Source organism: Naasia sp. SYSU D00948 (assembly GCF_017916515.1).
GTDB lineage: Bacteria > Actinomycetota > Actinomycetes > Actinomycetales > Microbacteriaceae > Naasia.
Genome location: NZ_JAFMTA010000001.1, coordinates 1,330,652 through 1,353,032, shown reverse-complemented (window position 1 = coordinate 1,353,032; position 22,381 = coordinate 1,330,652). Strand labels below are relative to the sequence as shown.

Sequence of the window (22,381 nt, the reverse complement as noted above, 5' to 3'; positions counted from 1 at the left end):
GGCGGCAACCAGGTCGCGCCCGTCGTCACCGCACCGGTCACCGTCAGCGGCAACGCCGTCAGCGTCCTCGGCGACGCCGACAGCCGCACCGCACCCGGCACCGGCACCACCGCGCCGGCCGCCGGCGGCGACACCGAGTGGACCACCGACGGCAGCCACAGCGTGCTCGGCGGCAACCAGCTGGCGCCTCACGTCCGCCTGCCGCTGCTGATCGGCGGCCTGGCGATCGCCCTCGGCGGGGACGCGGAGGCCAGGATCCCCGCGCCGGCGGTTCCCGGCTCGGGTGGCGTCCCCGCACCGGGGACCGGAGGATCGCCGACCCCGGGAGCAGGCGGGTCGCCGACCCCGGGAGCAGGCGGGTCGCCGACCCCGGGATCGTCCTCGCCGGGTCACTCCGGCGGCCACGGCTTCCTCTCCGCGCCCCTCGGTTCGGCGGCCGCGACGGCCCGGGTGGGCTCCAGGGTCTGCCTCGAGCCGGCCATCGGCGCCGCCGGTGACGCCGGCACTCGCGTCGCGTCCGGATCGTCCGGCAGCACCGGCAGCACTCCGGCGGATCGGGAGTGCCCGGCATCGCTCGCCCCGGCATCGGTCACCAGCCAGATGCCGCTGTCCACGCCGGCCGACGCCGTCGCCTTCTGCCTGGGTGCGCTGGTCGCCCTCGCCGGGACGGCTCTGGCCGTGCGGATGCGGATGAGCTAGCTGCAGCCATCCGCGCGGCGGATACGGCGGCTTCGGGTGCCGTCGTGACCGCCGGGGTGCGCCGGGTTCGGGTCCTGGCGCACCCCCAGGCGGGCGAGCAGCGTGTCGGGTAGCGCTGCCGCCCTGCCCGGGGTGTGGCGGGTCCGGGGGGATACCGCCACACCCCCTTCTCCTCGCCTGGCACCGTCGTCCCGGCCCGGCGCCGCTGACCCCGACGAGCGTTACCGCTCGTGACGCCCCCGCGGAATGCGACCGCCCCCTGCTGTGTTCGAATCCCTTCGGGCCCCATCTCGGGGCCGAGCACGCCGCAGCCACTCTTTGGAGCACATCCCGTGAAGCACCGCCTGTCCGCCATCGCCCTCCTCGCCGTCGGCACCCTCGCGCTTGCGGGCTGCTCGACCTCGGGCGGCTCGAGCGCCGAGACGGAGGGCGACGCGCTCGCCCAGATCCAGGAGGCCGGGGAGATCGTCTTCGGCACCGAGGGCACCTACCGCCCGTTCTCGTTCCACGAGGACGGCTCCGGGGACCTCGTGGGCTACGACGTCGAGATCGCCGAGGCCGTCGCCGAGAAGCTCGGCGTGGAGGCGCGCTTCGAGGAGACCCAGTGGGACGCGATCTTCGCGGGCCTCGAGGCCGGACGCTTCGACGCGATCGCCAACCAGGTGTCCATCTCTCCGGAACGCGAGGAGGACTACCTCTTCTCCGAGCCGTACACCGTCTCGCAGGGCGTCATCGTGACCCTCGAGAGCAACACCGACATCGCCTCCTTCGAGGACCTCGCCGGCAAGACCACGGCCCAGTCGCTGACCAGCAACTGGTACGAGCTGGCCCAGGAGAGCGGTGCCCAGGTCGAGGCCGTCGAGGGGTGGGCCCAGGCCGTCGCCCTCGTCACGCAGGGCCGGGTCGACGCGACCATCAACGACGAGCTCACCTGGCTCGACTACCGCACCACCGAGGGCGCGAACGGCCTGAAGGTCGCCGCCGAGACCGAGGACGCCTCTCAGCAGGCCTTCGCCTTCGCCAAGGGCAGCGAGACGCTCGTGGAGGCGGTCGACGAGGCCCTCGCGGAGCTGCGCGAGGACGGCACCCTCGCCGAGATCAGCCAGAAGTACTTCGGGGACGATGTCACCCAGTAGTCCCGTCCCCTCCCGCCGGGCGGGGGGGAGGGTCCGTCGAAATGCCACCTGTACTCCTCACAACGCCCGGATGAGGACACCAGGTGGCATCTCGACGAGCGCACGCGCGCGGGTCGGGGTACGTGCGGGGAGCGCGGGGACGCACGCGTGACGGGAGAGGACCTCTCCCTCGTCCTGGAGTCGCTCGGGCCGATCGTGCTCGGCGCGATCACCGGCACCATCCCGCTCGCGCTGATCTCGTTCGCGCTGGGGCTCGTGATCGCGGTCGTCGTCGCGCTCATGCGACTGTCGAAGGTGCGCGTCGTCTCCGGGATCGCCCGCTTCTACATCTCGGCGGTCCGCGGGACGCCGCTGCTCGTGCAGCTCTTCGTGATCTTCTACGGGCTGCCCTCGATCGGCCTCACCGTCGACCCCTGGCCGAGCGCGATCGCCGCGTTCTCGATCAACGTCGGCGGCTACGCCGCCGAGATCGTGCGCGCCGCGATCCTCTCCGTGCCCAAGGGGCAGTGGGAGGCCGCCCACGTGATCGGGATGTCGCCCCCGCTCGCGCTGCGCCGCATCATCCTGCCCCAGGCCGCGCGCGTCTCGGTGCCGCCGCTGTCGAACACGTTCATCAGCCTGGTCAAGGACACCTCGCTGGCCTCCCTCATCCTCGTCACCGACCTGTTCCGGCAGACGCAGGAGATCGCGGCGTTCAGCGGGGAGTTCATGCTCCTCTACGTCGAGGCCGCGCTGGTGTACTGGGTCATCTGCCTGGTGCTCTCCGGAGGCCAGAACCGGATCGAGAGGCGATTGGACCGCTATGTCGCGCACTGACCCGCTCCTCACGGTCCGGTCGCTCGCCAAGAGCTTCGGCGCGAATCAGGTGCTGCGCTCCGTCGACCTCGACGTGCCGGCCGGGACGGTGACGACGCTCATCGGGCCGTCCGGATCGGGGAAGACGACCCTGCTGCGCTGCCTGAACGGCCTCGAGGTGCCGGACGCCGGCACGGTCGCGGTCGCCGGGGGACCGAGCATCGACTTCGGAGCCCCCGTCTCGAAGCGGGCGCTCGGCGAGCTGCGCGACCGCTCCGCCATGGTGTTCCAGCACTACAACCTGTTCCCGCACATGACGGTGCTCGAGAACGTGATCGAGGGCCCGGTCGTCGTCCACCGGCGGCCGCGCGCGGAGGCGATCGCGGAGGCGACGGCGCTCCTCGAGCGCGTCGGTCTCGCGGAGAAGCGCGACGACTACCCGTTCTCACTGTCCGGCGGGCAGCAGCAGCGGGTGGGCATCGTCCGCGCCCTCGCTTTGAAGCCGAAGCTGCTGCTGTTCGACGAGCCGACGTCCGCGCTCGACCCCGAGCTGGTCGGCGAGGTGCTCTCGCTGATGAAGCAGCTCGCCGGGGAGGGCTGGACCATGGTCGTGGCGACGCACGAGCTGCAGTTCGCCCGCGAGGTCGCGAACCAGGTCGTGTTCATGGACGGCGGCGTGATCGTCGAGCGCGGCGCGCCCGCGCAGGTGCTCGGGAGCCCGCGCGAGGAGCGCACGCGGCGCTTCGTGCAGCGCCTGACGCATCCGCTCTAGGACGAGCCGGCGCCGGCCGAGACGTCGGATGGCGGATCCGGGCTCCGTCTCCCCACCCTCGACACGGCAGGGGACGGTAGGAAGGACGCGATGAGATATGTGAACGTCGGCGGGTCCGGCCTGAAGGTGTCCGAGATCGTCCTGGGCTGCATGAGCTACGGCGCGCCCGATCGCGGGCCGCACGAGTGGACGCTGCCCGAGGAGGAGAGCCGCCCCTTCCTCCGGCGGGCGGTCGAGGCGGGGATCACGACCTTCGACACCGCGGACGTCTACTCGGCCGGCACGAGCGAGGAGATCGTCGGTCGCGCGCTCGCCGAGTACGCGCGCCGCGACGAGGTGGTGATCGCGACCAAGGTGCACGGCCGGATGGGACCGGGACCGAACGACGCCGGACTGTCGCGGGCGCACATCCTCTCCGCGATCGACGACAGCCTCCGGCGCCTCGGCACGGACTACGTCGACCTGTACCAGATCCACCGCTGGGACCCGGAGACCCCCATCGAGGAGACGATGGAGGCCCTGCACGACCTCGTGCGGGCCGGCAAGGTCCGCTACCTCGGCGCCTCCTCGATGTGGGCCTGGCAGTTCGCGAAGGCCCAGCACGTGGCGCGGGAGAACCGGTGGACGCCGTTCGTCGCGATGCAGGACCAGTACAACCTCCTGCAGCGCGAGGAGGAGCGCGAGATGCACCCGCTCTGCCGCGACCTTCACGTGGGGGTGCTGCCGTGGTCGCCGCTCGCCCGCGGACGCCTCACCCGGGACTGGGACGACCGGACCGAGCGCTCCGAGACGGACCGGTTCGGCGCGACCCTGTACCGCGAGCAGGAGGAGTCGAACCGGCGCATCGTATCCGCGGTCGCAGCTGTGGCGGAGGCCCGAGGAGTGTCCCGGGCCCAGGTCGCGCTCGCCTGGGTCCGGCAGCAGGAGGCCGTCACCGCTCCGATCGTCGGCGCGACGAAGCCGGTGCACCTCGAGGACGCCCTCGCGTCGCTCGACCTCGAGCTGACGGCCGAGGAGCTGAACGCCCTGGAGGGCCCCTACACTCCACGGGCTCCCGAGGGCTTCTGACCCGGACGGAGTCCATCAGCGGCAGCGGCGCCCCCGGCCGCCGTCGTTCCGTCCGCGTGCGGCTACGGTCGGACGGGGGAGGAGACCGAATGACCGTCCAGCCATCCGGCACCGAGACGCGGCCCGCGAGCCGTCTCGACCGCTTCTTCGAGATCAGCGCGCGGGGGTCGACCGTCGGCGCCGAGATCCGGGGCGGGCTCGTCACGTTCGTCGCGATGGCCTACATCGTCATCCTGAACCCGATCATCCTGTCGAGCGGGACGGACGTCGAGGGCGGGACGTTGCCGTTCGGCCAGGTCGCGGCGGTCACCGCCCTGACCGCGGGCGTGATGACGATCCTGTTCGGCCTCGTCACCCGCCTGCCCTTCGCCTTCGCGGCGGGCCTCGGCATCAACTCCTACCTCGCCGTCAGCGTCGTGGGCGACGTGACCTGGCCGGAGGCGATGGGCCTGGTCCTCGTCAACGGTCTTCTGATCGTCCTCCTCGCCGCGACCGGGCTGCGCAAGCTGGTCTTCGACGCGGTCCCGCTGCAGCTGAAGACGGCGATCACCGTCGGCATCGGGCTCTTCATCGCGTTCATCGGCCTCGTCGACGCGCGGTTCGTGACCGCGACCGGCACCGGATCGCCTCCGGTCGGGCTCGGCACGGGCGGCTCCGTGGCGACCGTCCCGACGCTGCTCTTCGTCGTCACCCTCCTGCTGACGGCCGTGCTGCTCGTGCGGAAGGTGCGGGGGGCGATCCTCATCGGCCTGGCGGCCGGGACGGTGCTCGCCATCCTCGTCGAGGCGATCTGGGACCTCGGCCCTCGGGTCGAGGACGAGGCGATCGACCCTCAGGGGTGGGGACTCACGGTTCCCGAGCTGCCGTCCAGCCTCGTGAGCATCCCCGACCTGGGCCTCGTCGGCCAGGTGAGCCTCGGCTCGTTCGAGCGCATCGGAGCACTCGCGGCGACGATGCTCGTCTTCACGCTGCTCTTCACGAACTTCTTCGACGCCATGGGCACCTTCACCGGCCTCTCCCGGGAAGCCGGACTCGCCGATTCGCGAGGTGATTTCCCCCGCCTGAAGTCGGCCCTGGTCGTCGAGGGCCTCGGCGCGGTCGCGGGCGGAGCGACGTCCTCCTCCTCGAACACCGTCTTCATCGAGTCCGGCGCCGGCATCGGCGAAGGGGCGCGGACCGGCCTCGCGAACATCGTGACGGGAGGACTCTTCCTCCTCGCGATGTTCTTCACCCCGATCACGACGATCGTGCCCACGGAGGTGGCCTCCGCGTCCCTCGTCATCGTGGGCGCGCTGATGATGGCGCAGATCCGGCACATCGACATGAACGACTTCGGCGTGCTGCTGCCGGTGTTCCTCACGATCATCGTGATGCCGCTCACCTACTCGATCGCGAACGGCATCGGCGCGGGGTTCATCAGCTGGGTCGTCGTGCAGTCGCTGTCCGGACGGGCCCGCGCGATCAGTCCCCTGCTCTGGGTCGTCGCGGCCGGCTTCGTCGTCTACTTCGCGCGCGGCCCGGTCGAGACCCTCCTCGGCTGAGGTTCCCGGACGAGCTACCCGACCCGGCGGACGCGGAGGGCGATGGCCTCCCCTGCCGGCAGCCGCACCGGGTCGGGATCGGATGCGAAGGCGTCGTTGCGCTGCACCTCGCCGAGCTCGAACACCCGCGGGACGGTCGTGACGGTCATGTTCCACGTGTCGATGACGTCGACCTCGAAGCGGTCGCCGACCTCCAGCCGGTCACCGTGCTGCCCCTGCGGCAGCCGGAAGGTCCACGCGTCGGGGGCGGACCGTCCGAGGTACTGCAGGTAGAGCTTCCGCGGCACCCCGGCGACGAAGGCCGGGTCCCACCAGTTGTCGACGGGGTCGAGGCCGGGGCCGTCGACCTCGTCGAGCAGACGCCGCAGGAACGCGAGCCGCGCGGGGCTCTCGCCCTGCAGCGTCCCTCCCTCGACGATGTGCAGACTTCCGCCGGCGTTCTCGAAGCTCTCCCCGTGGGACGCGTAGCAGCCCGACACGGTCGCGATCCAGAACTGGTGCACGAGCTGCTGCGCAGAGAGCCGTCCCCAGCGCAGCGGCACGTCCCCCTCGTACTTGATCTCGTCGAGGACGACGGGCTTCCGGTACGCATCGCGGAAGAGCGACCCGCGCCCGAAGTCCTCGGTCGCCTGTCCGAGCTGGATGGAGGCGTGCGTCACCCAGGGCTGATTGTGGTCGTACAGCCGCACCCAGTTGTGGATCGACCGCAGGTGCCGATGCGGATCTGTCGCGGCGATCAGCTCGCCGGCCCGCGTCCACCGGTCGGTCGGCCGGTCCAGGATGTCGAACTCGTTGCAGAGCGACCACCACACGTTCGGATAGGCGGACAGCCTGGCGACCACGTAGCGGAGATAGGCCGCGTCCTCGTCCTCCGTGAGGGTGTCGAGTCCGAAGCGGCCGTTGTCGTACGCGTTGAGGAGGAGGACGTCGGCCTGGATGCCGTGCTCGCGCAGCAGACGGACCGACTCGTCGAGGCGGCGGAAGAACGGGATCACGGGCCTCGTGACATCCCAGCGCCCGTCGGGCGAGTGCTCGAAGGGGAGCAGCTCCGGGAAGTGCTCGACGTAGCCGCCCGCCTGAGGGAAGACGAGGAAGCGGAGCTTGTTGAATGCGGCCTCGGCGAGGGACGCGACGGTGCTCGAATAGAGGCGCTCGTCCTGATGGAGCCAGTTGTAGACGGTCCCGCCGAGAGGCCGGAAGGGGGTGCCGTCAGCATGCGAGAAGTGGAATGTGCCGGCGACGCGCACGGGACCGTGCTCGCCGGGCACCGCGGGGCCGACCTCGAACCGGCCGCTCAGCCCCGTCAGCTCGTTCGCCTCCTGGCTGCGGCTCGTCCAGGTCCATGCCCCCTGAAGCTCCGGCGCGAACCGGACCAGGTAGCGGTCGCCGCCGTCCCAGAAGCCGGGCACCTGCCACGAGCGTCCCGAGTCGTGGGCGAACTCGACGGTGAGCGGCGTGCGATCGGCCGGAATCGGCTCGGCGGGGCCCGAGAGGACGAGCTCGATCACCTCGAAGCAGGGGTGCAACATCGGTCTTTCCGTTCCTCGATGGGGCCGGGAAGACCCGGACGACCACCCTACTGAATGTATTGTCTACGGTGAATGGCTATGCAAGAGTCGGCGACGGCGACGAGGAGGACACGGTGAGGAGCACCCCCCTGCCCGCCTCCCTGCTCGCGCCGGGAGCATCGCTCGAGCGCCTCGCGACGGGCGCCGAGTGGAGCGAGGGGCCGGTCTGGCTTCCGCACACGAAGCGGGTGCGGTGGAGCGACATCCCGAACGACAGGATCCTCGAGTGGGATGAGGCGACCGGTGAGCTGTCCGTCTTCCGGACGCGCGCGGAGTTTCCCAACGGACGCGCGCTCGACCTCGAGGGCAGGGTGGTGCAGTGCAGCCACGGCCGCCGCGCGATCGAGCGCGAGGCCGCCGACGGCCCCCTCGTGCTGACCGACCGGTGGGAGGGCGGACGGTACAACTCGCCCAACGACGTCACGGTCGCCCCCGACGGCTCGCTCTGGTTCACCGATCCGCCGTACGGCCTGCATCCGAGCGGTCGCGAGGGCCGGCCGGGGGTGCAGGAGTACGGAGGCTGCTTCGTCTTCCGCTGGGACCCCGCGACCCGAGAGGCTCGGCCGGTCATCACCGACCTCGTCCACCCCAACGGGATCGCCTTCTCGCCCGACGGGCTCCGCCTCTATGTGTCCGACACCGGCTTCTACGGCGATCGCCCTGACGCCCGGCACATCCAGGTATACCCGGTCGACGGGGTCAGGACGGGGCCGGGCTCCTACTTCGCCGCACCGCCCGTGGGCGCCTCCGACGGCCTCACGGTGGACCGGGAGGGGCGCGTCTGGACGTCCGCCGGCGACGGCGTGTACGTCTACGAGCCGGACGCGACGCTCGTCGGCCACCTCCCCGTCCCCGAGCGGGTCTCCAATGTGACCTTCGGGGGGCGGAACGGGGACGAGCTGTTCATCACCGCCTCCACGAGCCTGTACCGCATCCGCACCACGACCGCCTCGCCCCGGCGCTGACGCCCGGCGATATCCCCGCACCGATCTGGAGACCCTCGTGAGCATCACGGTGACCGCCCCCACCTTCGAACACCGGCGGGACGCGCTCGGGATCGGCGTCGCCGCTCCCCGGCTGTCCTGGAAGACGACCGCGCCCTCGGGCTGGACGCAGGCCTCCTACGAGCTGCGGATCCAGCGGGGCGGTGGAGCCCAGAGCCGGGACGTCCCCGCCGTCGCGAGCGGGGAGTCGGTCCTCGTGCCCTGGCCCGCGGAGCCGCTGACCTCCCGGGAGAGCGCGTCGGTGCAGGTCCGCGTGACCGGCGCGGACGGCACCAGGTCGGAGTGGAGCGAGCCGGCCGTCGTGGAGGCGGGACTGCTGTCTCCCTCCGACTGGGTCGCCATGCCCGTCGGCGGGTCCTGGGAGGAGGATCCGGCGTCCGACGAGAGGCACCCCTCGGTCCTCCGGCGCGAGTTCCGCGTCCGCGGTGAGGTGCTCGCGGCCCGGCTCTACGTCACGGCGCACGGCCTGTACGAGGTCGAGATCAACGGGAAGCGCGTGGGCGACGACGCGATGTCCCCCGGCTGGACGCCCTACCGCAGCCGCCTGCGCTACTACACCTATGACGTCACCGGGCACCTCGCCGAGGGCTCCAACGCGATCGGCGCCTGGCTCGGCGACGGCTGGTACCGGGGCCGCCTCGGCTGGTATCACGGCTTCCGCAACCTCTACGGGCACGACCTCTCGCTGATCGCCCAGCTCGAGGTCCGCTACGCCGACGGCTCGACCGAGGTCGTCGCGACCGACGGCTCGTGGCGCGCCACCCCCGGACCCATCGTCCGTACCGGCAACTACGACGGCGAGCTCTACGACGCCGGGATCGCGGCCCGGCTCGGCGCTTGGTCGCGCCCCGGCTACGACGACAGCGCGTGGCACCGGGTCGTCGCCGCGCATCGCGACCCGGCCACCCTCGTCGCTCCGGAGGGCCCGCCCGTGCGCTGCACGCAGGAGGTCGCGCCGGTCGCGGTGCTGACGACGCCGAGCGGCGCCCGCGTTCTCGACTTCGGCCAGAACCTCGTGGGCCGGGTGCGCATCCGCGTCTCCGGGGCCTCCGGGGACCGGGTCACCCTCCGGACCGCCGAGGTGCTGCAGGACGGCGAGATTTACACCCGCCCCCTGCGCACTGCGAAGTCGACGGACGAGTACGTCCTCGCCGGCGGCGGCCCCGAGGAGTGGGAGCCGCGGTTCACGTTCCACGGCTTCCGGTACGCGGAGGTGACCGGCTGGCCGGGGGACCTCGACGCCGCGGTGGCGGACGGCGATCTCGTCGCCCGGGTCTACCACACGGACATGGAGCGGACGGGGTGGTTCTCGTGCTCGGATCCGCAGGTCGAGCGGCTGCACGAGAACGTCGTGTGGAGCATGCGCGGCAACTTCCTCGACATCCCCACCGACTGCCCCCAGCGTGACGAGCGGGTGGGCTGGACCGGTGACATCCAGGTGTTCGCGCCCACCGCGTCGTTCCTCTACGACGTCTCCGGGATGCTGGGATCCTGGCTCAAGGACCTGGCCATCGAGCAGCTGCCCGACGGCACGGTCCCCTGGTACGTGCCCGTGATCCCCGCCCATCGCATGTGGACGCCGATCCGGCCGGGTGCGGCCTGGGGCGATGCGGCCGCCCTCACACCGTGGGACCTCTACGAGCGCTTCGGCGACGTGCGGATCCTGGAGCAGCAGTACGAGAGCGCGGTGAGCTGGGTCGAGCTCGTGGAGCGGCTCGCCGGTCCGGACCGGCTCTGGGACGAGGGATTCCAGCTGGGCGACTGGCTCGACCCGGCGGCGCCGCCGGACGACCCCGCCGACGCCCGGACGGACCGCTACCTCGTCGCCACGGCCTACTTCGCCCGTTCCGCGGATCGGGTCGCACGCATGGCCGAGGTGCTCGGGCGTCCGGGGGACGCGGCCCGCTTCGCGCAGCTCGCCGCCGAGGTCCGCGACGCGTTCCGTCGCCGCTACATCGGGCCCGACGGCCGCATGACGAGCGACGCCCAGACGGCGTACTCGCTCGCGATCGCCTTCGACCTCGTCGACGGCGCGGAGCGGGACGCGGCCGGACGACGTCTCGGCGAGCTCGTCGAGGAGGCGGGGCACCGCATCGCGACGGGATTCGTCGGCACGCCGCTCGTGTGCGATGCGCTCACGGTGACGGGCCACCCGGATCCGGCCTACGCGCTCCTCCTGCAGGAGGACGCCCCGTCGTGGCTGTACGCCGTGCGGCAGGGGGGCACGACCATCTGGGAGCGCTGGGACAGCATGCTCCCCGACGGCACGGTCAACCCGGGGAAGATGACCTCCTTCAACCACTATGCGCTCGGCGCGGTCGCGGACTGGCTGCACCGGACGGTCGCGGGTCTCGCGCCCGCCGCTCCGGGCTACCGCAGCATCCGCTTCGCGCCCCGTCCGGGAGGCGGCCTCACCTCCGCGTCGGCCGAGCACGAGACGCCCTACGGCCGGGCCGCGATCTCGTGGCGCATCGAGGACTCGATCCTGCGGCTCGAGGTGACCGTGCCGACCGGGACGGACGCGACGGTGCAGCTGCCGGGCGGAGCACCCGTGGAGGTGACGAGCGGGACGCACACCTTCGAGGCGGCGTGGCCGCAGGACGAGGTTGCCCGGGCCTGACTCGAGAGGCTTCCGCACGCCGGAGTTCGGGACCGGTGTGGGGGCCGCCGAGAGGGGCCAGGTCGCCGACCCGCCCCTCTGATGCGCGCACGCGCGCCGGCTCAGCCGCCCTGCGCGGCCTGATGCGCGGCGAACTCCTCGCGCCAGCGGTGCTCGGCGACGAACCCGAGGCGCTCCCGGGCCTTGTCCACCGACACGAGCGTCTCGAAGTCGCCGAGGCCGTCCCGCACGGGCGTGCCGGGGAAGTGCCGCGCGGCGAGCTCGGCGGTGGGGATCGCGCTGCCCGTGTCCGGTGCCGCGATGTCGTAGACCTCGAAGCCTGGCGCGGCATGCCGCAGCGCGAGCGACACGGCCGTGGCGCCGTCGCGGGCGTCGATGTAGCTGAAGAGGAGGTCGCGGCGGTACCCGGGGTCCGCCGCCCGGGCGAACGTGCCGTACTCGCCCTCGCCGACGACGTTCGTGAACCGCAGCGCGGTGATGCTGAGCCCCGGTGCCCAGCGCACGAGCTGAGCCCACATGGCCTCCTCGGCCACCTTGCCGAGCCCGTACGTGTTGTTCGCCTCGACGGTGCCCTCGTCGACGGGGAGCGCCTCGGGCGCGGTCTCGAACGGGAAGCCCATCGCGGTGATGCTCGAGGCGGTGACGATCGTCCGGATGCCTGCCCGCATCGCCGCGTGGACCACGTTGAAGCTCACCAGGATGTTGTTCTGGAACGTCGCCGCATCGGGGACGAGGCCGTTGACGGGAAGGGCCGCCAGGTGGACGACCGCGTCGAGGCCCTCGTGCCGGGCGGTCACGCCGAGCAGGCTGTCAAGGGTCTGCCCGTAGTCGGCCAGGTCGACCCTCGTGAACCCCTTCCCCGGTGTGCCCGCGAGGTCGAGTCCGAGGACCTCGTGGCCGTCGGAGCGGAGCCGCTCGACCGTCGCCCGGCCGAGCTTGCCGGAGCTGCCCGTGACGGCGACGCGCAGCGCGGTGTCAGGGTTCACGCGAGGGATCCGTTCTTCTAGACGGCGGTGGAGGGCCTGGTGCGCTCCTCGAGCAGCTCGAGGATGTGCCGGTACTCCGCCCCGGTGGCGCGGGTCATCCCGATCTCGCAGGTCCGGTTGCAGGAGGCGTGGGCGTCGAATGCGCCGGCCGCGACCTCGGCCGCCTCTGCGGCCGTCGCGGACGCCGTCAGCTCGGGGTGGAGCATGCCGCGATCTCCCGCGAAGCCGCAGCAGCCCCAGGCATCCGGAACGACGGGACGGCTGGAGAGCGCGGCGGCGAGCGTGGCGAGGCTCGTGTTCGAGCCCAGCCTCGTGCTCGAGCACGTGGGGTGGAGCGCGAGCGACCCGATCGGCTCCGGCATCGTGAGGCGCGGCAGGAGCTCGGTCGCCGCGAAGTCCACCGAGTCGACGATGCGCAGCCGCACTGCCCGGCCGTCGACCTCCCGCACCTTCTCGAGCGCGTGCACGAGCCCCTCGGTGCACGAGGAGTTGTCGCTGACGATCGGCAGCCGACCTCCGTCCGACGCCGCGAGGAGCCGCCGCACGGTGCGCGCGGCCATCGTGGAGTAGCCGTCGGCGAGCCCCTTCGACTTCCACGGTGTGCCGCAGCACAGTGCGTCCGCGCCCTCCGGGGTTCGCACGCCCACTCCCGCCCGCTCGCACAGCCGGCGGAACGCCTCCGCGGCCCCGACGCCGCCCGCCGAGGGGCCGAACATCGAGCCGACGCAGGCGGCGAAGAAGACGAGCTCGGGCGCGCGCTCGTTCTCCCGCTGTTCCGTGCTCCGGGGACGTCGCGGGGCCCGCTTGGCGCCCCCCGACGGCAGGTCGGCGCTCCACTGGGGCACCACGTCCGCGCCGAGGAGGGCGCGCCCGACTCCGGTCGCTCCTCGGACGAGGGGCGCCGGCACGACGTGGGCGACGGTCAGCGCGGTCGCCGCGGCACGGGTGACGGGGGCCCACGCGGCGGCCGCGGCCCGGCCGCCCAGTGCGGCGACTCTGGGAGCATCGGCCGCTCGGAGACGGCGGACCAGGTCGCCGGTGTTGATCTGCACCGGGCACGCGGTCTGGCACATGCCGTCCACGGCACACGTCTCGACCGAGCCGTACTCCTCGGCCCGGGCCAGCTCCTGGTCGAGCGCGGCGTCCCCCTCCGCCACGGCGGCCACCCTCGCCCGGCGCACGGCGATGCGCTGCCGGGGAGTCGTGGTCAGATCCCTGCTCGGGCACACCGGCTCGCAGTAGCCGCACTCGACGCAGCGGTCGACCTCGACCTCCACGGGGGGTGTGAGCTTGAGGTCCTGCAGGTGGGCGGTGGGATCCGAGGAGAGGAGCACCCCGGGGTTCAGGATCCCGGCGGGGTCGCAGAGGCGCTTGATCTCCCGCATCATGCCGTAGAGGCGCGGGCCGAACTGGCGCTCGACGAAGGGCGCCATGATGCGCCCGGTCCCGTGCTCCGCCTTCAGCGTGCCGCCGGCGCCCAGCACGAGCTCCACGAGGTCCTCCGTGAAGGCCTGCTGCCGCTCGACGGCACCCTGCTGCGTGAAGTCCTCGGTGATGAGGAAGTGGATGTTGCCGTCCTTGGCGTGACCGAAGATCACGGCGTCGCCGTAGCCGTGTGCGGCGAAGAGGTCCTGCAGCGCCTGGCACGTCGCCGCGAGCTCGGGGACCGGAACGGCGATGTCCTCGAGCAGCGCGGTCGTGCCGGAGGGCCGGGCGCCGGCGATCGCCGCGTACAGGCCCTTCCGCACATGCCACAGGTGCGCGCGCTCCGCCGCATCGCGAGTCGGCTGCAGGCGAGGCGCCCCTGCGGCGGCGAGCGCGGCCCCCGCGAGGGCCAGGCGCTCGTCCAGCTCCGCGGCGTCGGTGCCGTGGTACTCGATCAGGAGCGCCGCGTGGTCCGCGATGGTCAGGTGCTCGACGAGGTCGGCGGACGCGGGGTCCGCCTGCACGACCCTCAGGGACGCGGCGTCCATCAGCTCGATGGTGGCGGCGCCGGTCTCCACGAGCACCGGGAGGATGCGGGTCGCCGCGTCCAGGTCGTCGAAGAACAGGAGCGCGGTCGCGGCCGCCGGCGCGATCGGCACGGTGTCCAACTCCACCTCGGCCACGAAACCCAGCGACCCCTCGCTGCCGACGAGCAGGTGGGCCAGGATCTCGGCGGGCGAGTCGAAGTCGAGGAGCGAGTTGAGGCCGTACCCCATCGTGTTCTTGCCCCGGTACTGCCGCCCCACCTCGGCGACGAGGTCGGGCTCCGCCAGCAGCTCCGCGCGCAGGCGCGCGATGCCGGCATGGAGCTCGGGCTCCGCCGCAGCGAGCCGCTCGTCCGAGTCCGGCTGCGCGGTGTCGACGACCGTGCCGCTCGGCAGCACGAACCGCATCGAGCGCAGGGTCCGATAGGAGTTGTGCTGCGTGCCGCAGGCCATCCCGCTCGAGTTGTTCGCGACGACGCCGCCGATCGTCGCCGCGATCTCGCTGGCCGGGTCGGGGCCGAGCTTCCGTCCGTGACGGAGGAGCCGGGCGTTCACCTGGCGGACCGTCGCGCCGGGCTGCACGCGCACCCGCTCGCCGTTCCCCTCGACCCGGATGCGGCGGAAGGCCTCTCGGGTGTCGAGCAGGAGGTCGGGAGCGGACGCCTGGCCGGAGAGGCTGGTGCCGCCCGAGCGGAGCGTGATGTGGCGCCCGTGCTCGCGGGCGAACCGGAAGGCCGCCGCGACCTGCTCGGCCGATCGTGCCGTGGCGACAGCGCGGGGCGTCAGCAGGAAGTGGCTCGCGTTGACGGCCGCGACGACCCGGTCGAACCGCTCCACCGAAACGTCGCCGGGCCAGGCCTCCATGGCGCCGGCGAGCGCCGATCGCAGCCACTCCTCGCCTGTGGGCACACGGGAGCGGACCGCCGTCCCCGACGGCGACGACGGGGTGACGACCTGGCTCACGACGCTCCCTTGCATAATCTTTCGGCTCCGAATGATGATACCCTCTAGCGACGAGCTCGCCGAGCGTCGGCCGCGGTCAGGCAGGGTTGCGGTAGGTTTCCGCCAGCGGAACAACGGAGTCGATGGGAGCACCCCTCGTGCAGTCCTCCAGCCGGAGCATCCCTCCCGTTGACGGGCAGGTACGCCTCCTCACCAAGGTCGCCCGCATGTATCACGAGCGGGGCATCCGCCAGGCGGACATCGCGACCGCTCTCAACATCTCGCAGGCCAAGGTGTCGCGGCTGCTGAAGCGGGCCTTCGAGCTCGGGATCGTCCGCACCACCGTCATGGTCGCGCCGGGCGTGCACACCGCGCTCGAGGACGAGCTGCAGGCCCGCTACGGCCTCCTCGACGCCGTGGTCGTCGACGTCGCCGACGACGACGACGAGTCCGCCGTGTTCTCGGCCATCGGGGCCGCGGCCGCCAGCTATCTCGAGGCGACCCTCTCCGGCAACGACCGGATCGGCATCTCGTCCTGGAGTCAGACCCTGCTCGCCATGGTCGACCGCATGCGCCCCTTCGCCACTCGCGGAGCCACCGAGGTCGTGCAGCTGCTCGGCGGCATCGGCGTCCCCGACGTCCAGCACCAGGCGCAGCGGCTGGCGGGCGACCTCGCCCGGGTTCTGGCGGCCGAGGCCGTGTACGTGCAGGCTCCCGGCCTCGTCGCGGACCGCACGATCCGGGACGCCCTGCTCCAGGACGCCGCTCTCAACGAGGTCACGCGGCGCTGGCGCGAGCTCACCATGGCGATCGTCGGCATCGGCAGCATCGAGCCGAGCGACCTCCTCGCCGTCTCCGGCAACGCCTTCCCGGCCGACGACCGCGGCCGGCTGCTCGAGCGGGGCGCCGTCGGCGACATCTGCCACCACGTCTTCACCGTCGACGGCACGGACGTGACGGGCGACATCGGCGAGCGCATCATCGCGATCCCGGTCGAGGACTACCGCGCAATCCCGCGCCGCATCGGGATCGCCGGGGGCCAGCGCAAGCACGAGCCCATCCTCGGCGCCCTCGCGGGTGGGTGGGTCAACGTCCTGATCACTGATCTGCTCACCGCCCAGGCCCTCGTCGGCGGCGATGGCGGGGTCAGGCCCGAGCAGGCAGCGACTCCACGAGCGACCGCATCCGCCTGACGCCCGACTCCAGGCTCGTGAGCACGGGCACGTCGACCTCCGCCGCTTTCGCTGCACTCGCCATGGAGGCCTGAGCCAGCACGACGACGTCCGCGTTGGCGGCTGCGCGCTCGATCGCCGCCGCCACCAGGCGGTCGTGCGTCGGGCGGTCGCCGGAGGAGACGGCCTCGAAGGCGCCGTCGACGACCACGCTCGTGATCGCGGGGGTGCGCCCGGCTCGCTTCGCCCTCTCCTCGATGAGCCTCGTCGTAGGACCGCACGTCGTGGCGAGGGTGGCGAGCACGGCGATCCGATCGCCCGTGGCCACCGCCTCATCGGCCATCGCCTCGTCGATGCGCAGGATCGGGACGCCGACCTTCTCGGCCGTGTCCGCGGCGAGCTCGGAGATCGACGAGCAGGTGAGGAGGATCGCATCCGCACCCGCGTCCACCGCGGCACGCGCCAGCTCGCCCACCCTGCCGGGAACCGACCGCGCGGTCTCGGGGTCGCCGAGGTCCGCCACGATCCGGTCGTCGAGGTAGTTGATCGGGGTCACGTCCGGGAGCTCCCGCTTGACGTACTCCGCCGCCATCGGGATGACGACCGCGCCCGTGTGCAGCAGCGCGATGCGCGTGGGGTGGGACATGCGTTCCTTCCTGTTCGGGGCGGCTCAGCCCTTGACGGCGCCGCCGGCCATGCCGGCCATGATCTTCTTGTTGAGCGCGAGGAACACGACGAGCAGCACCACGATGTTGATGCTCACGGCCGCGAACAGCGGCCCGTACTGGGTCGAGCCGTACTCGTCGCTGAGGCTCAGCAGGCCGACCTGGATGGTCGCGAGGTCGGGCCGGGTGGTGAACGTCAGCGCGATGAGCAGGTCGTTCCAGACGCTGAAGAACTGCACGAGACCGACGGTCAGGATCGCGTTCCTCATCATCGGCACGCCGATCACGAAGAAGTTGCGCAGCGGGCTCGAGCCGTCCATGGTGGCGGCTTCGAAGATCTCCCGCGGCACCGCCCGGAAGTAGGTCGCCATGAGGAACGTCGTGAGCGGCAGTCCCATGACCGTGTAGGTGATGATGAGCGGCAGGAGCGAGTTCGTCAGGCCGGCCCGGAAGTACACGATGAACAGGGGCACGAGGATCATCTGCCCCGGCACCATGATGCCCGCGAGGATGTAGAGCAGCGTTCCGCGCTGCCCCTTCCAGATCATCACCTCGAGTGCGTAGCCGGCCGCGACGCCGATGAACACGATCAGGATCACCGACGGGATGGTGACGAGAACGCTGTTCAGGTAGTTGCGCCCGACGTTCCCGTTCGTCAGCGCCGTGATGTAGTTGTCGAACTGCCAGGTCTCCGGCAGGGACAGGGCCGGATTGGAGAGGAACTCGGACTGCGTCTTGAACGAGCCGAGGACCATCCAGACCTGCGGGTAGAGCACCACGACCATGAGGGCCGCGACGAGGATCCAGACCGGGATCCGGCGGAGGACGCGCTTCGTCGACCGCCAGCCCGGAGCACGGCGACGGCCCGGTGAGGCGGTCGCACGCGGAGGGGCCGGGGTGGGGGCAGGAGGCGCGGAGATGTCGAGAGCCATGTCAGTCCTCCACCTTGCGTCGGGTCGACCGGAAGACGGCCAGGGTGAACACGAGGCACAGCAGCGTCAGCACGAGCGCGATGGTCGAGCCGTAGCCGTACTCCGCGTACTCGAAGGCTGTGCGGTACATGAAGAGGGTGAGCGGGGAGGTGGACGTGCCGGGCCCGCCGTTGTTCAGGGCGAGGAGGCTGTCGAACACCTTGAGCGTGGAATTGAAGCTGAAGATGATCGACGAGAGAAGGATCGGCAGCGACAGCGGCAGGATGATGTGCCGCACGAGCCGGAGGCCGCTCGCCCCGTCGATGCGGGCCGACTCGACCACGTCCTCGGGGATGTCGAGCAGACCCGCGTAGAGCAGCACAGCGTAGAAGCCCATCGAGCTCCACAGCGTCATGACGATCGCCGTGAGCATCGTGCCGTAGGTGGAGGCGAGGACCTCGACGCTCTCGCCGCCGAAGAAGTTGATGATGTCGTTGACGGGGCCCTGGTTGTCGCCCACCGCGACGAAGCTCTTGAAGAGCAGCGCCACGGCGACGGTGGGCAGGATCGTCGGGAAGAAGACGATGGTGCGCACGAGGGACGAGCCCTTGCGGAGCACGAACACGTAGAGGAGGGCCAGCAGGTAGCCGAGGGTCACCTGCCCGACGGTGGCCGCGACCGCGAAGACCACGCTGACCCACACCGCCTGAAGGGCGGCGTCGTCGTTGAGGAACGTCGCGAAGTTGTCGACGCCGACCCACTCGAAGCCGCGGAGCGTGTTCCCCTCGAAGAACGAGAGGCCGAAGGACCAGGCGACCGGGGCGACCTTCAGCAGGGTGTACAGCAGCAGGGCGGGGCCCAGCAGGATGAAGATCGTCTTGCGATCCCCGAAGATCGACTGCACCGTCGTCCTCCTTCCACCAGTGCGCCCGACTCCCCGAGGTTAGGCCCCAGGGGAGTCGGGCGCCCCGATCACTTGTTGGCGTCGATGCTCTCCTGGAGGGCCGCCATGTAGTCCTCCGCGGTCATCTGACCGGTGGTGAGCAGGGTGGCGTTCGTCGAGGCGAGCGAGTTGCTCTTGGGGTCGAAGAGGGCCTCGAACCAGAGCACGGTCTCCTCATCGATGCCGCTGATGAGCTCCTGGATCTCCGCCGTGTTCGGGGAGATGTCCGTGACCTCCTCGTTGACGGTGAAGCCCGAGATCACGCCGGCCTCGTTGAGCGCGAGCCCGCCGTAGTTCTCGGCGATGCAGCTCACCCAGTCGGCGACCTTGGGACCGTAGGTCTTGGCCGAGATGATCATCGGCGCACCCGCGTTGGCCGGGTACTGCTCGATCGAGCCCTCGCCGCCCTCGACCTCGGGGAAGGGGAAGAAGCCGACGTTCTCGCCGCCGATCTGGTTGCGCTCCGGGTCGTTGACGGCGCCCAGGATCCAGCTTCCGTCGTAGGTCATCGCGGCCGTGCCGGTGAGGAACAGGTTGGTGGAGGTGTCGCCGTCGCGGGTGGTGAAGCCCTCGCCGAAGTAACCCGTCGCGGCGAGGTCGGCGAGCGCCTGGGCGCCGGCGACGTACTCCTCGTCGGTGAGCTTCGCGTCGCCGTCACGGATGGCCTCCATCGCGTCGGGGCCCACGTTGCGGAAGATGTACATGCCCATCAGGCGGGTGAGCGGGAAGCCCTGCGCGCCGGCGGTGGTCATCGGCTGGACGCCCGCCTGCTGCAGCGTGTCGGCGGCCGCGAGGAGGTCCTCCCAGGTCGTCGGGACCTCGATGCCCTGCTCCTCGAAGATCTGCTTGTTGTACCAGAAGCCCTCGATGTTGTACTGGTACGGCATCGAGACGAAGCCGCCGTACACGTTCTCCTCGGTGGAGGCGGCGGCCGGCAGCACGTTCTCCCAGCCGCCGGAGTCCTCGAGCGCGGCCTGGAGGTCCTGCACGAGGCCGGCCGCGCCGAGGTCGCCGTCGGGGCGGATGAGCGCCGTGCCCGCGATGGTGTGGGCCGGCATGGCGTCCTGGCTCGCCAGCAGCGTGATCTTCTGCACGACGTCGGCCTGCGCGACCTTCTGGTGCTCGATCGGCAGAGCCTCGTTCTCGGCGGCGCACTGGTCCTCGGACAGCTGCGTGAGCAGGCTCTCGAGCGTGGGGTTCTCGTTCGCGGTCATGACCGTGAACTTGTCGGGGTCGGTGCCGCTCGCGGCGCCGCTCCCGCTTCCGCTTCCGCCGCCCTGCTCGCCGCCACCGCCGCCGCCACCGCTGCACGCGGCGAGGGAGGTGATCGCGGCCAGGGCGAGGGCGGTCGCCGGGATGAATCTGCGGCTACGTGTCTTTCTCATGGCGTCCTCCTTGACGACTGCCGTGTCGATTGTCAGAACCGGTGGCGGGCTGGCGCCCAATTCACATCTGAGTGAATATGCAAGGCCTTGGCTCGTGGCGACAGTAGCACACGACGGGCCGGTTGTGAATATCGATGCAACGGTGCGAGAATAGTCACTGGCCGACGAGGGCGTCCTCCCGCTCGGTCGCGGAAGGAGAGACTCGAGCATGACCACGACGACGTCGGCGAGCCCGCATACGACCCTGACCCCGCTCGGTGCGGCGAACGTCCGCTGGAGCGGTGGGTTCTGGGGAGGCCGGCTCGAGCAGACCCGGTCCGTCACCGTTCCCTCCATCTGGGGCTCGCTGAGCACGCCCGAGGTGAGCCCCGGCTGGCGCAACTTCCTCATCGCGGCCGGCCGCGCGGACGGAGAGCACGAGGGCCCTCCCTTCCTCGACGGCGACCTCTACAAGTGGCTCGAGGCGGCGATCCTCCTGCTCGAGACCGGCCCGGATCCCGAGCTCGAGCGCGTGGTCGACGAGGTCGCCGCACTGGTGGCCGAGGTGCAGCGCGAGGACGGCTACGTCCACACGCCGACGATCATCGCGGCCCGCCGCCGCCAGGAGGCGGTCGCGCTCGCGGACCGGTTCAACTTCGAAACCTACAACCTGGGCCACCTCATCACGGCCGGCGTCCGTCACCACCGGCTGACCGGCTCGAACGTGCTGCTCGACGTCGCCCGCAAGGCCGCCGGCTTCCTCGAGGGCCTCGCCGAGAACCACCGCCTCCAGCTGGCGGAGAGCGCGATCTGCCCGTCGCACTACATGGCCGTCATGGACCTGTACCGGGTCACCGGAGAGGACCGGTACCTGCGGCTGGCGGAGGCGTTCGTGCAGGTGCGCGACGACTTCCACGGCGGCGACGACAACCAGGACAGGATCCCGGTCCGGGAGCAGAAGACGGTCGCCGGGCACGCGGTCCGCGCCAACTACCTCTACGCCGGCCTCGCCGACCTGGTCGCCGAGACGGGCGATGCGGACCTGCGCGGCGTGCTCGAGAACCTCTGGCACGACGTGGTCGACACGAAGCTCTACATCACCGGCGGCTGCGGCGCGCTCTACGACGGGGCCTCGCCGGACGGCTATCCGTGGCAGCGCGAGATCAGCCGCGTGCACCAGGCGTACGGCCGCGCGTACCAGCTGCCCCACACGACAGCCCACAACGAGTCGTGCGCGAACATCGGCATGATCCTGTGGAGCGAGCGCATGCTCGCCCTCACGGGCTCCGCGGAGTACGCGGATGTGATTGAGCAGGTCGCCGTCAACAGCCTGCTCGCCGGCATCAGCCTCGACGGGACCAAGTACTTCTACACGAACCCCCTCCGGCAGGTCCGGGACCTCCCCTACCCGCTGCGCATGCCGGGGGAGACGGCAGAGCGGCCGACGCCCGAGCCCCCGCCGTCGGACGAGCGGCTCCGGGCCTCCTACATGAGCGTGTTCTGCTGCCCGCCCAACATCGCCCGCACCCTCGCCCGCTCGCACGAGCTGGCGATGTCCACCTCGGGCGATGCGCTCTGGGTGCACCTCTACGGGGACGCGGAGGCCGACGTCTCGCTCGAGGACGGCCGCAGCGCCCGCCTGCGGATCGAGAGCGAGCAGCCGTGGGACGAGCGCGTGAGGATCACCGTGACCGAGGCCGCCAGCGGCGGCGTCCCGCTCCGGCTGCGCATCCCCGCCTGGGCGGAGGGCGCCACGGTGGAGGTGAACGGCGGCACGCCCGAGCCGGCCGTCGCCGGAGCCTACGCGCCTGTCGACCGCGACTGGCAGGCCGGCGACACGGTCGAGCTCACCCTCCCCCTGCGCGTCCGGCTGCGCCGGGGGCACCGTCTCGCCGAGGAGCTCGCCGGCCAGGTCGCCGTCACCCGCGGCCCGGTCGTGTACGCACTCGAGAGCCACGAGCTGCCGGAGGGAGTGCGCTTGGAGCAGGTCGCGCTGCGCCGGGGGGCCACTTTCACGCCGGTCGACATCGAGCTCGAGGGTCAGCGCCTCGTCGCCCTGGACGGCGAGGCCGTCGTCCTGCCGACCGAGGAGGACGAGGACCTGTACCCCGACGTCGAGGGCGCCGGCCTCCGCACGGTGCCCGTCCGGCTCATCCCCTACTTCGCGTGGGGCAACCGCGGCCCGAGCGAGATGTCGGTCTGGCTGCCGCTGGTCTGGGGATGAC

Annotated in this window: 16 protein-coding genes and 1 pseudogene; 10 read left to right on the top strand and 7 right to left on the bottom strand. The window is 71.5% G+C overall.

Annotated features, from left to right (window positions below; translation table 11 throughout):
- The 6 genes and pseudogenes from J3P30_RS06440 to J3P30_RS06415 all read left to right on the top strand — a co-directional run.
- A pseudogene (locus J3P30_RS06440) lies at positions 1–699 on the top strand (hypothetical protein); the annotation flags it as partial.
- Positions 700–1,031: 332 nt separating this feature from the next.
- Complete coding sequence (locus J3P30_RS06435; protein ID WP_210480111.1) at positions 1,032–1,835, top strand: amino acid ABC transporter substrate-binding protein; 804 nt, start codon at positions 1,032–1,034, stop codon at positions 1,833–1,835.
- A gap of 147 nt (positions 1,836–1,982) precedes the next feature.
- The gene (locus J3P30_RS06430; protein ID WP_210480110.1) at positions 1,983–2,651 is read left to right on the top strand and encodes an amino acid ABC transporter permease; all 669 of its coding nucleotides are present in this window, start codon (positions 1,983–1,985) and stop codon (positions 2,649–2,651) included.
- Positions 2,638–3,402 (top strand): amino acid ABC transporter ATP-binding protein, encoded by a 765-nt coding sequence (locus J3P30_RS06425; protein WP_210480109.1) that lies wholly within the window; start codon positions 2,638–2,640, stop codon positions 3,400–3,402. The genes J3P30_RS06430 and J3P30_RS06425 overlap by 14 nt, the downstream gene beginning before the upstream one ends.
- A gap of 90 nt (positions 3,403–3,492) precedes the next feature.
- Positions 3,493–4,470, top strand: a complete 978-nt coding sequence (locus tag J3P30_RS06420; RefSeq protein WP_210480108.1) for an aldo/keto reductase — start codon at positions 3,493–3,495, stop codon at positions 4,468–4,470.
- Between the two features lie 89 nt (positions 4,471–4,559).
- A complete protein-coding gene (locus tag J3P30_RS06415; protein ID WP_210480107.1) occupies positions 4,560–6,011 on the top strand; it encodes an NCS2 family permease in 1,452 nt (483 codons plus the stop codon).
- A 14-nt stretch (positions 6,012–6,025) separates the two neighbouring features.
- On the opposite strand, the gene J3P30_RS06410 is transcribed toward J3P30_RS06415, so the two are convergent.
- Complete coding sequence (locus J3P30_RS06410) at positions 6,026–7,540, bottom strand: DUF4038 domain-containing protein (protein WP_210480106.1); 1,515 nt, start codon at positions 7,538–7,540, stop codon at positions 6,026–6,028.
- A gap of 113 nt (positions 7,541–7,653) precedes the next feature.
- Here J3P30_RS06410 and J3P30_RS06405 point away from each other — a divergent pair, with 113 nt between their 5' ends.
- Both J3P30_RS06405 and J3P30_RS06400 read left to right on the top strand, forming a co-directional pair.
- A complete protein-coding gene (locus J3P30_RS06405) occupies positions 7,654–8,544 on the top strand; it encodes an SMP-30/gluconolactonase/LRE family protein (protein WP_307807423.1) in 891 nt (296 codons plus the stop codon).
- A gap of 37 nt (positions 8,545–8,581) precedes the next feature.
- Positions 8,582–11,203, top strand: coding sequence for a glycoside hydrolase family 78 protein (locus tag J3P30_RS06400; protein ID WP_210480105.1), 2,622 nt, complete (start codon positions 8,582–8,584; stop codon positions 11,201–11,203).
- A gap of 101 nt (positions 11,204–11,304) precedes the next feature.
- Here the strand turns inward: J3P30_RS06400 and J3P30_RS06395 are convergent, their stop codons facing one another.
- Complete coding sequence (locus tag J3P30_RS06395; RefSeq protein ID WP_210481894.1) at positions 11,305–12,171, bottom strand: NAD(P)-dependent oxidoreductase; 867 nt, start codon at positions 12,169–12,171, stop codon at positions 11,305–11,307.
- Between the two features lie 35 nt (positions 12,172–12,206).
- Complete coding sequence (locus J3P30_RS06390; RefSeq protein ID WP_210481893.1) at positions 12,207–15,023, bottom strand: FAD-binding and (Fe-S)-binding domain-containing protein; 2,817 nt, start codon at positions 15,021–15,023, stop codon at positions 12,207–12,209.
- 305 nt (positions 15,024–15,328) lie between these two features.
- Here J3P30_RS06390 and J3P30_RS06385 point away from each other — a divergent pair, with 305 nt between their 5' ends.
- A complete protein-coding gene (locus J3P30_RS06385) occupies positions 15,329–16,294 on the top strand; it encodes a sugar-binding transcriptional regulator (RefSeq protein ID WP_246852727.1) in 966 nt (321 codons plus the stop codon).
- On the opposite strand, the gene J3P30_RS06380 is transcribed toward J3P30_RS06385, so the two are convergent.
- The 4 genes from J3P30_RS06380 to J3P30_RS06365 form a co-directional block, all read right to left on the bottom strand.
- The gene (locus tag J3P30_RS06380) at positions 16,248–16,919 is read right to left on the bottom strand and encodes an aspartate/glutamate racemase family protein (protein WP_210480103.1); all 672 of its coding nucleotides are present in this window, start codon (positions 16,917–16,919) and stop codon (positions 16,248–16,250) included. The two genes, J3P30_RS06385 and J3P30_RS06380, sit on opposite strands and share 47 nt — an antisense overlap.
- 24 nt (positions 16,920–16,943) lie before the next feature.
- A complete protein-coding gene (locus tag J3P30_RS06375) occupies positions 16,944–17,870 on the bottom strand; it encodes a carbohydrate ABC transporter permease (RefSeq protein ID WP_246852726.1) in 927 nt (308 codons plus the stop codon).
- A 1-nt stretch (position 17,871) separates the two neighbouring features.
- A complete protein-coding gene (locus J3P30_RS06370; RefSeq protein WP_210480102.1) occupies positions 17,872–18,753 on the bottom strand; it encodes a carbohydrate ABC transporter permease in 882 nt (293 codons plus the stop codon).
- Between the two features lie 68 nt (positions 18,754–18,821).
- Positions 18,822–20,177 (bottom strand): ABC transporter substrate-binding protein, encoded by a 1,356-nt coding sequence (locus tag J3P30_RS06365; protein WP_210480101.1) that lies wholly within the window; start codon positions 20,175–20,177, stop codon positions 18,822–18,824.
- Between the two features lie 208 nt (positions 20,178–20,385).
- Between J3P30_RS06365 and J3P30_RS06360 the strand changes: the two genes are divergently transcribed.
- A complete protein-coding gene (locus tag J3P30_RS06360) occupies positions 20,386–22,380 on the top strand; it encodes a glycoside hydrolase family 127 protein (RefSeq protein ID WP_210480100.1) in 1,995 nt (664 codons plus the stop codon).
- Position 22,381: the final 1 nt, after the last annotated feature.

Coding starts and splice junctions, on each gene's coding strand:
- J3P30_RS06420 (WP_210480108.1), top strand. CDS start 3,493: ATGAGATATGTGAACGTCGGCGGGTCCGGCCTGAAGGTGTCCGAGATC.
- J3P30_RS06360 (WP_210480100.1), top strand. CDS start 20,386: ATGACCACGACGACGTCGGCGAGCCCGCATACGACCCTGACCCCGCTC.
- J3P30_RS06390 (WP_210481893.1), bottom strand. CDS start 15,023: ATGGAGGCCTGGCCCGGCGACGTTTCGGTGGAGCGGTTCGACCGGGTC.
- J3P30_RS06365 (WP_210480101.1), bottom strand. CDS start 20,177: ATGAGAAAGACACGTAGCCGCAGATTCATCCCGGCGACCGCCCTCGCC.
- J3P30_RS06375 (WP_246852726.1), bottom strand. CDS start 17,870: ATGGCTCTCGACATCTCCGCGCCTCCTGCCCCCACCCCGGCCCCTCCG.
- J3P30_RS06415 (WP_210480107.1), top strand. CDS start 4,560: ATGACCGTCCAGCCATCCGGCACCGAGACGCGGCCCGCGAGCCGTCTC.
- J3P30_RS06425 (WP_210480109.1), top strand. CDS start 2,638: ATGTCGCGCACTGACCCGCTCCTCACGGTCCGGTCGCTCGCCAAGAGC.
- J3P30_RS06385 (WP_246852727.1), top strand. CDS start 15,329: ATGTATCACGAGCGGGGCATCCGCCAGGCGGACATCGCGACCGCTCTC.
- J3P30_RS06380 (WP_210480103.1), bottom strand. CDS start 16,919: ATGTCCCACCCCACGCGCATCGCGCTGCTGCACACGGGCGCGGTCGTC.
- J3P30_RS06410 (WP_210480106.1), bottom strand. CDS start 7,540: ATGTTGCACCCCTGCTTCGAGGTGATCGAGCTCGTCCTCTCGGGCCCC.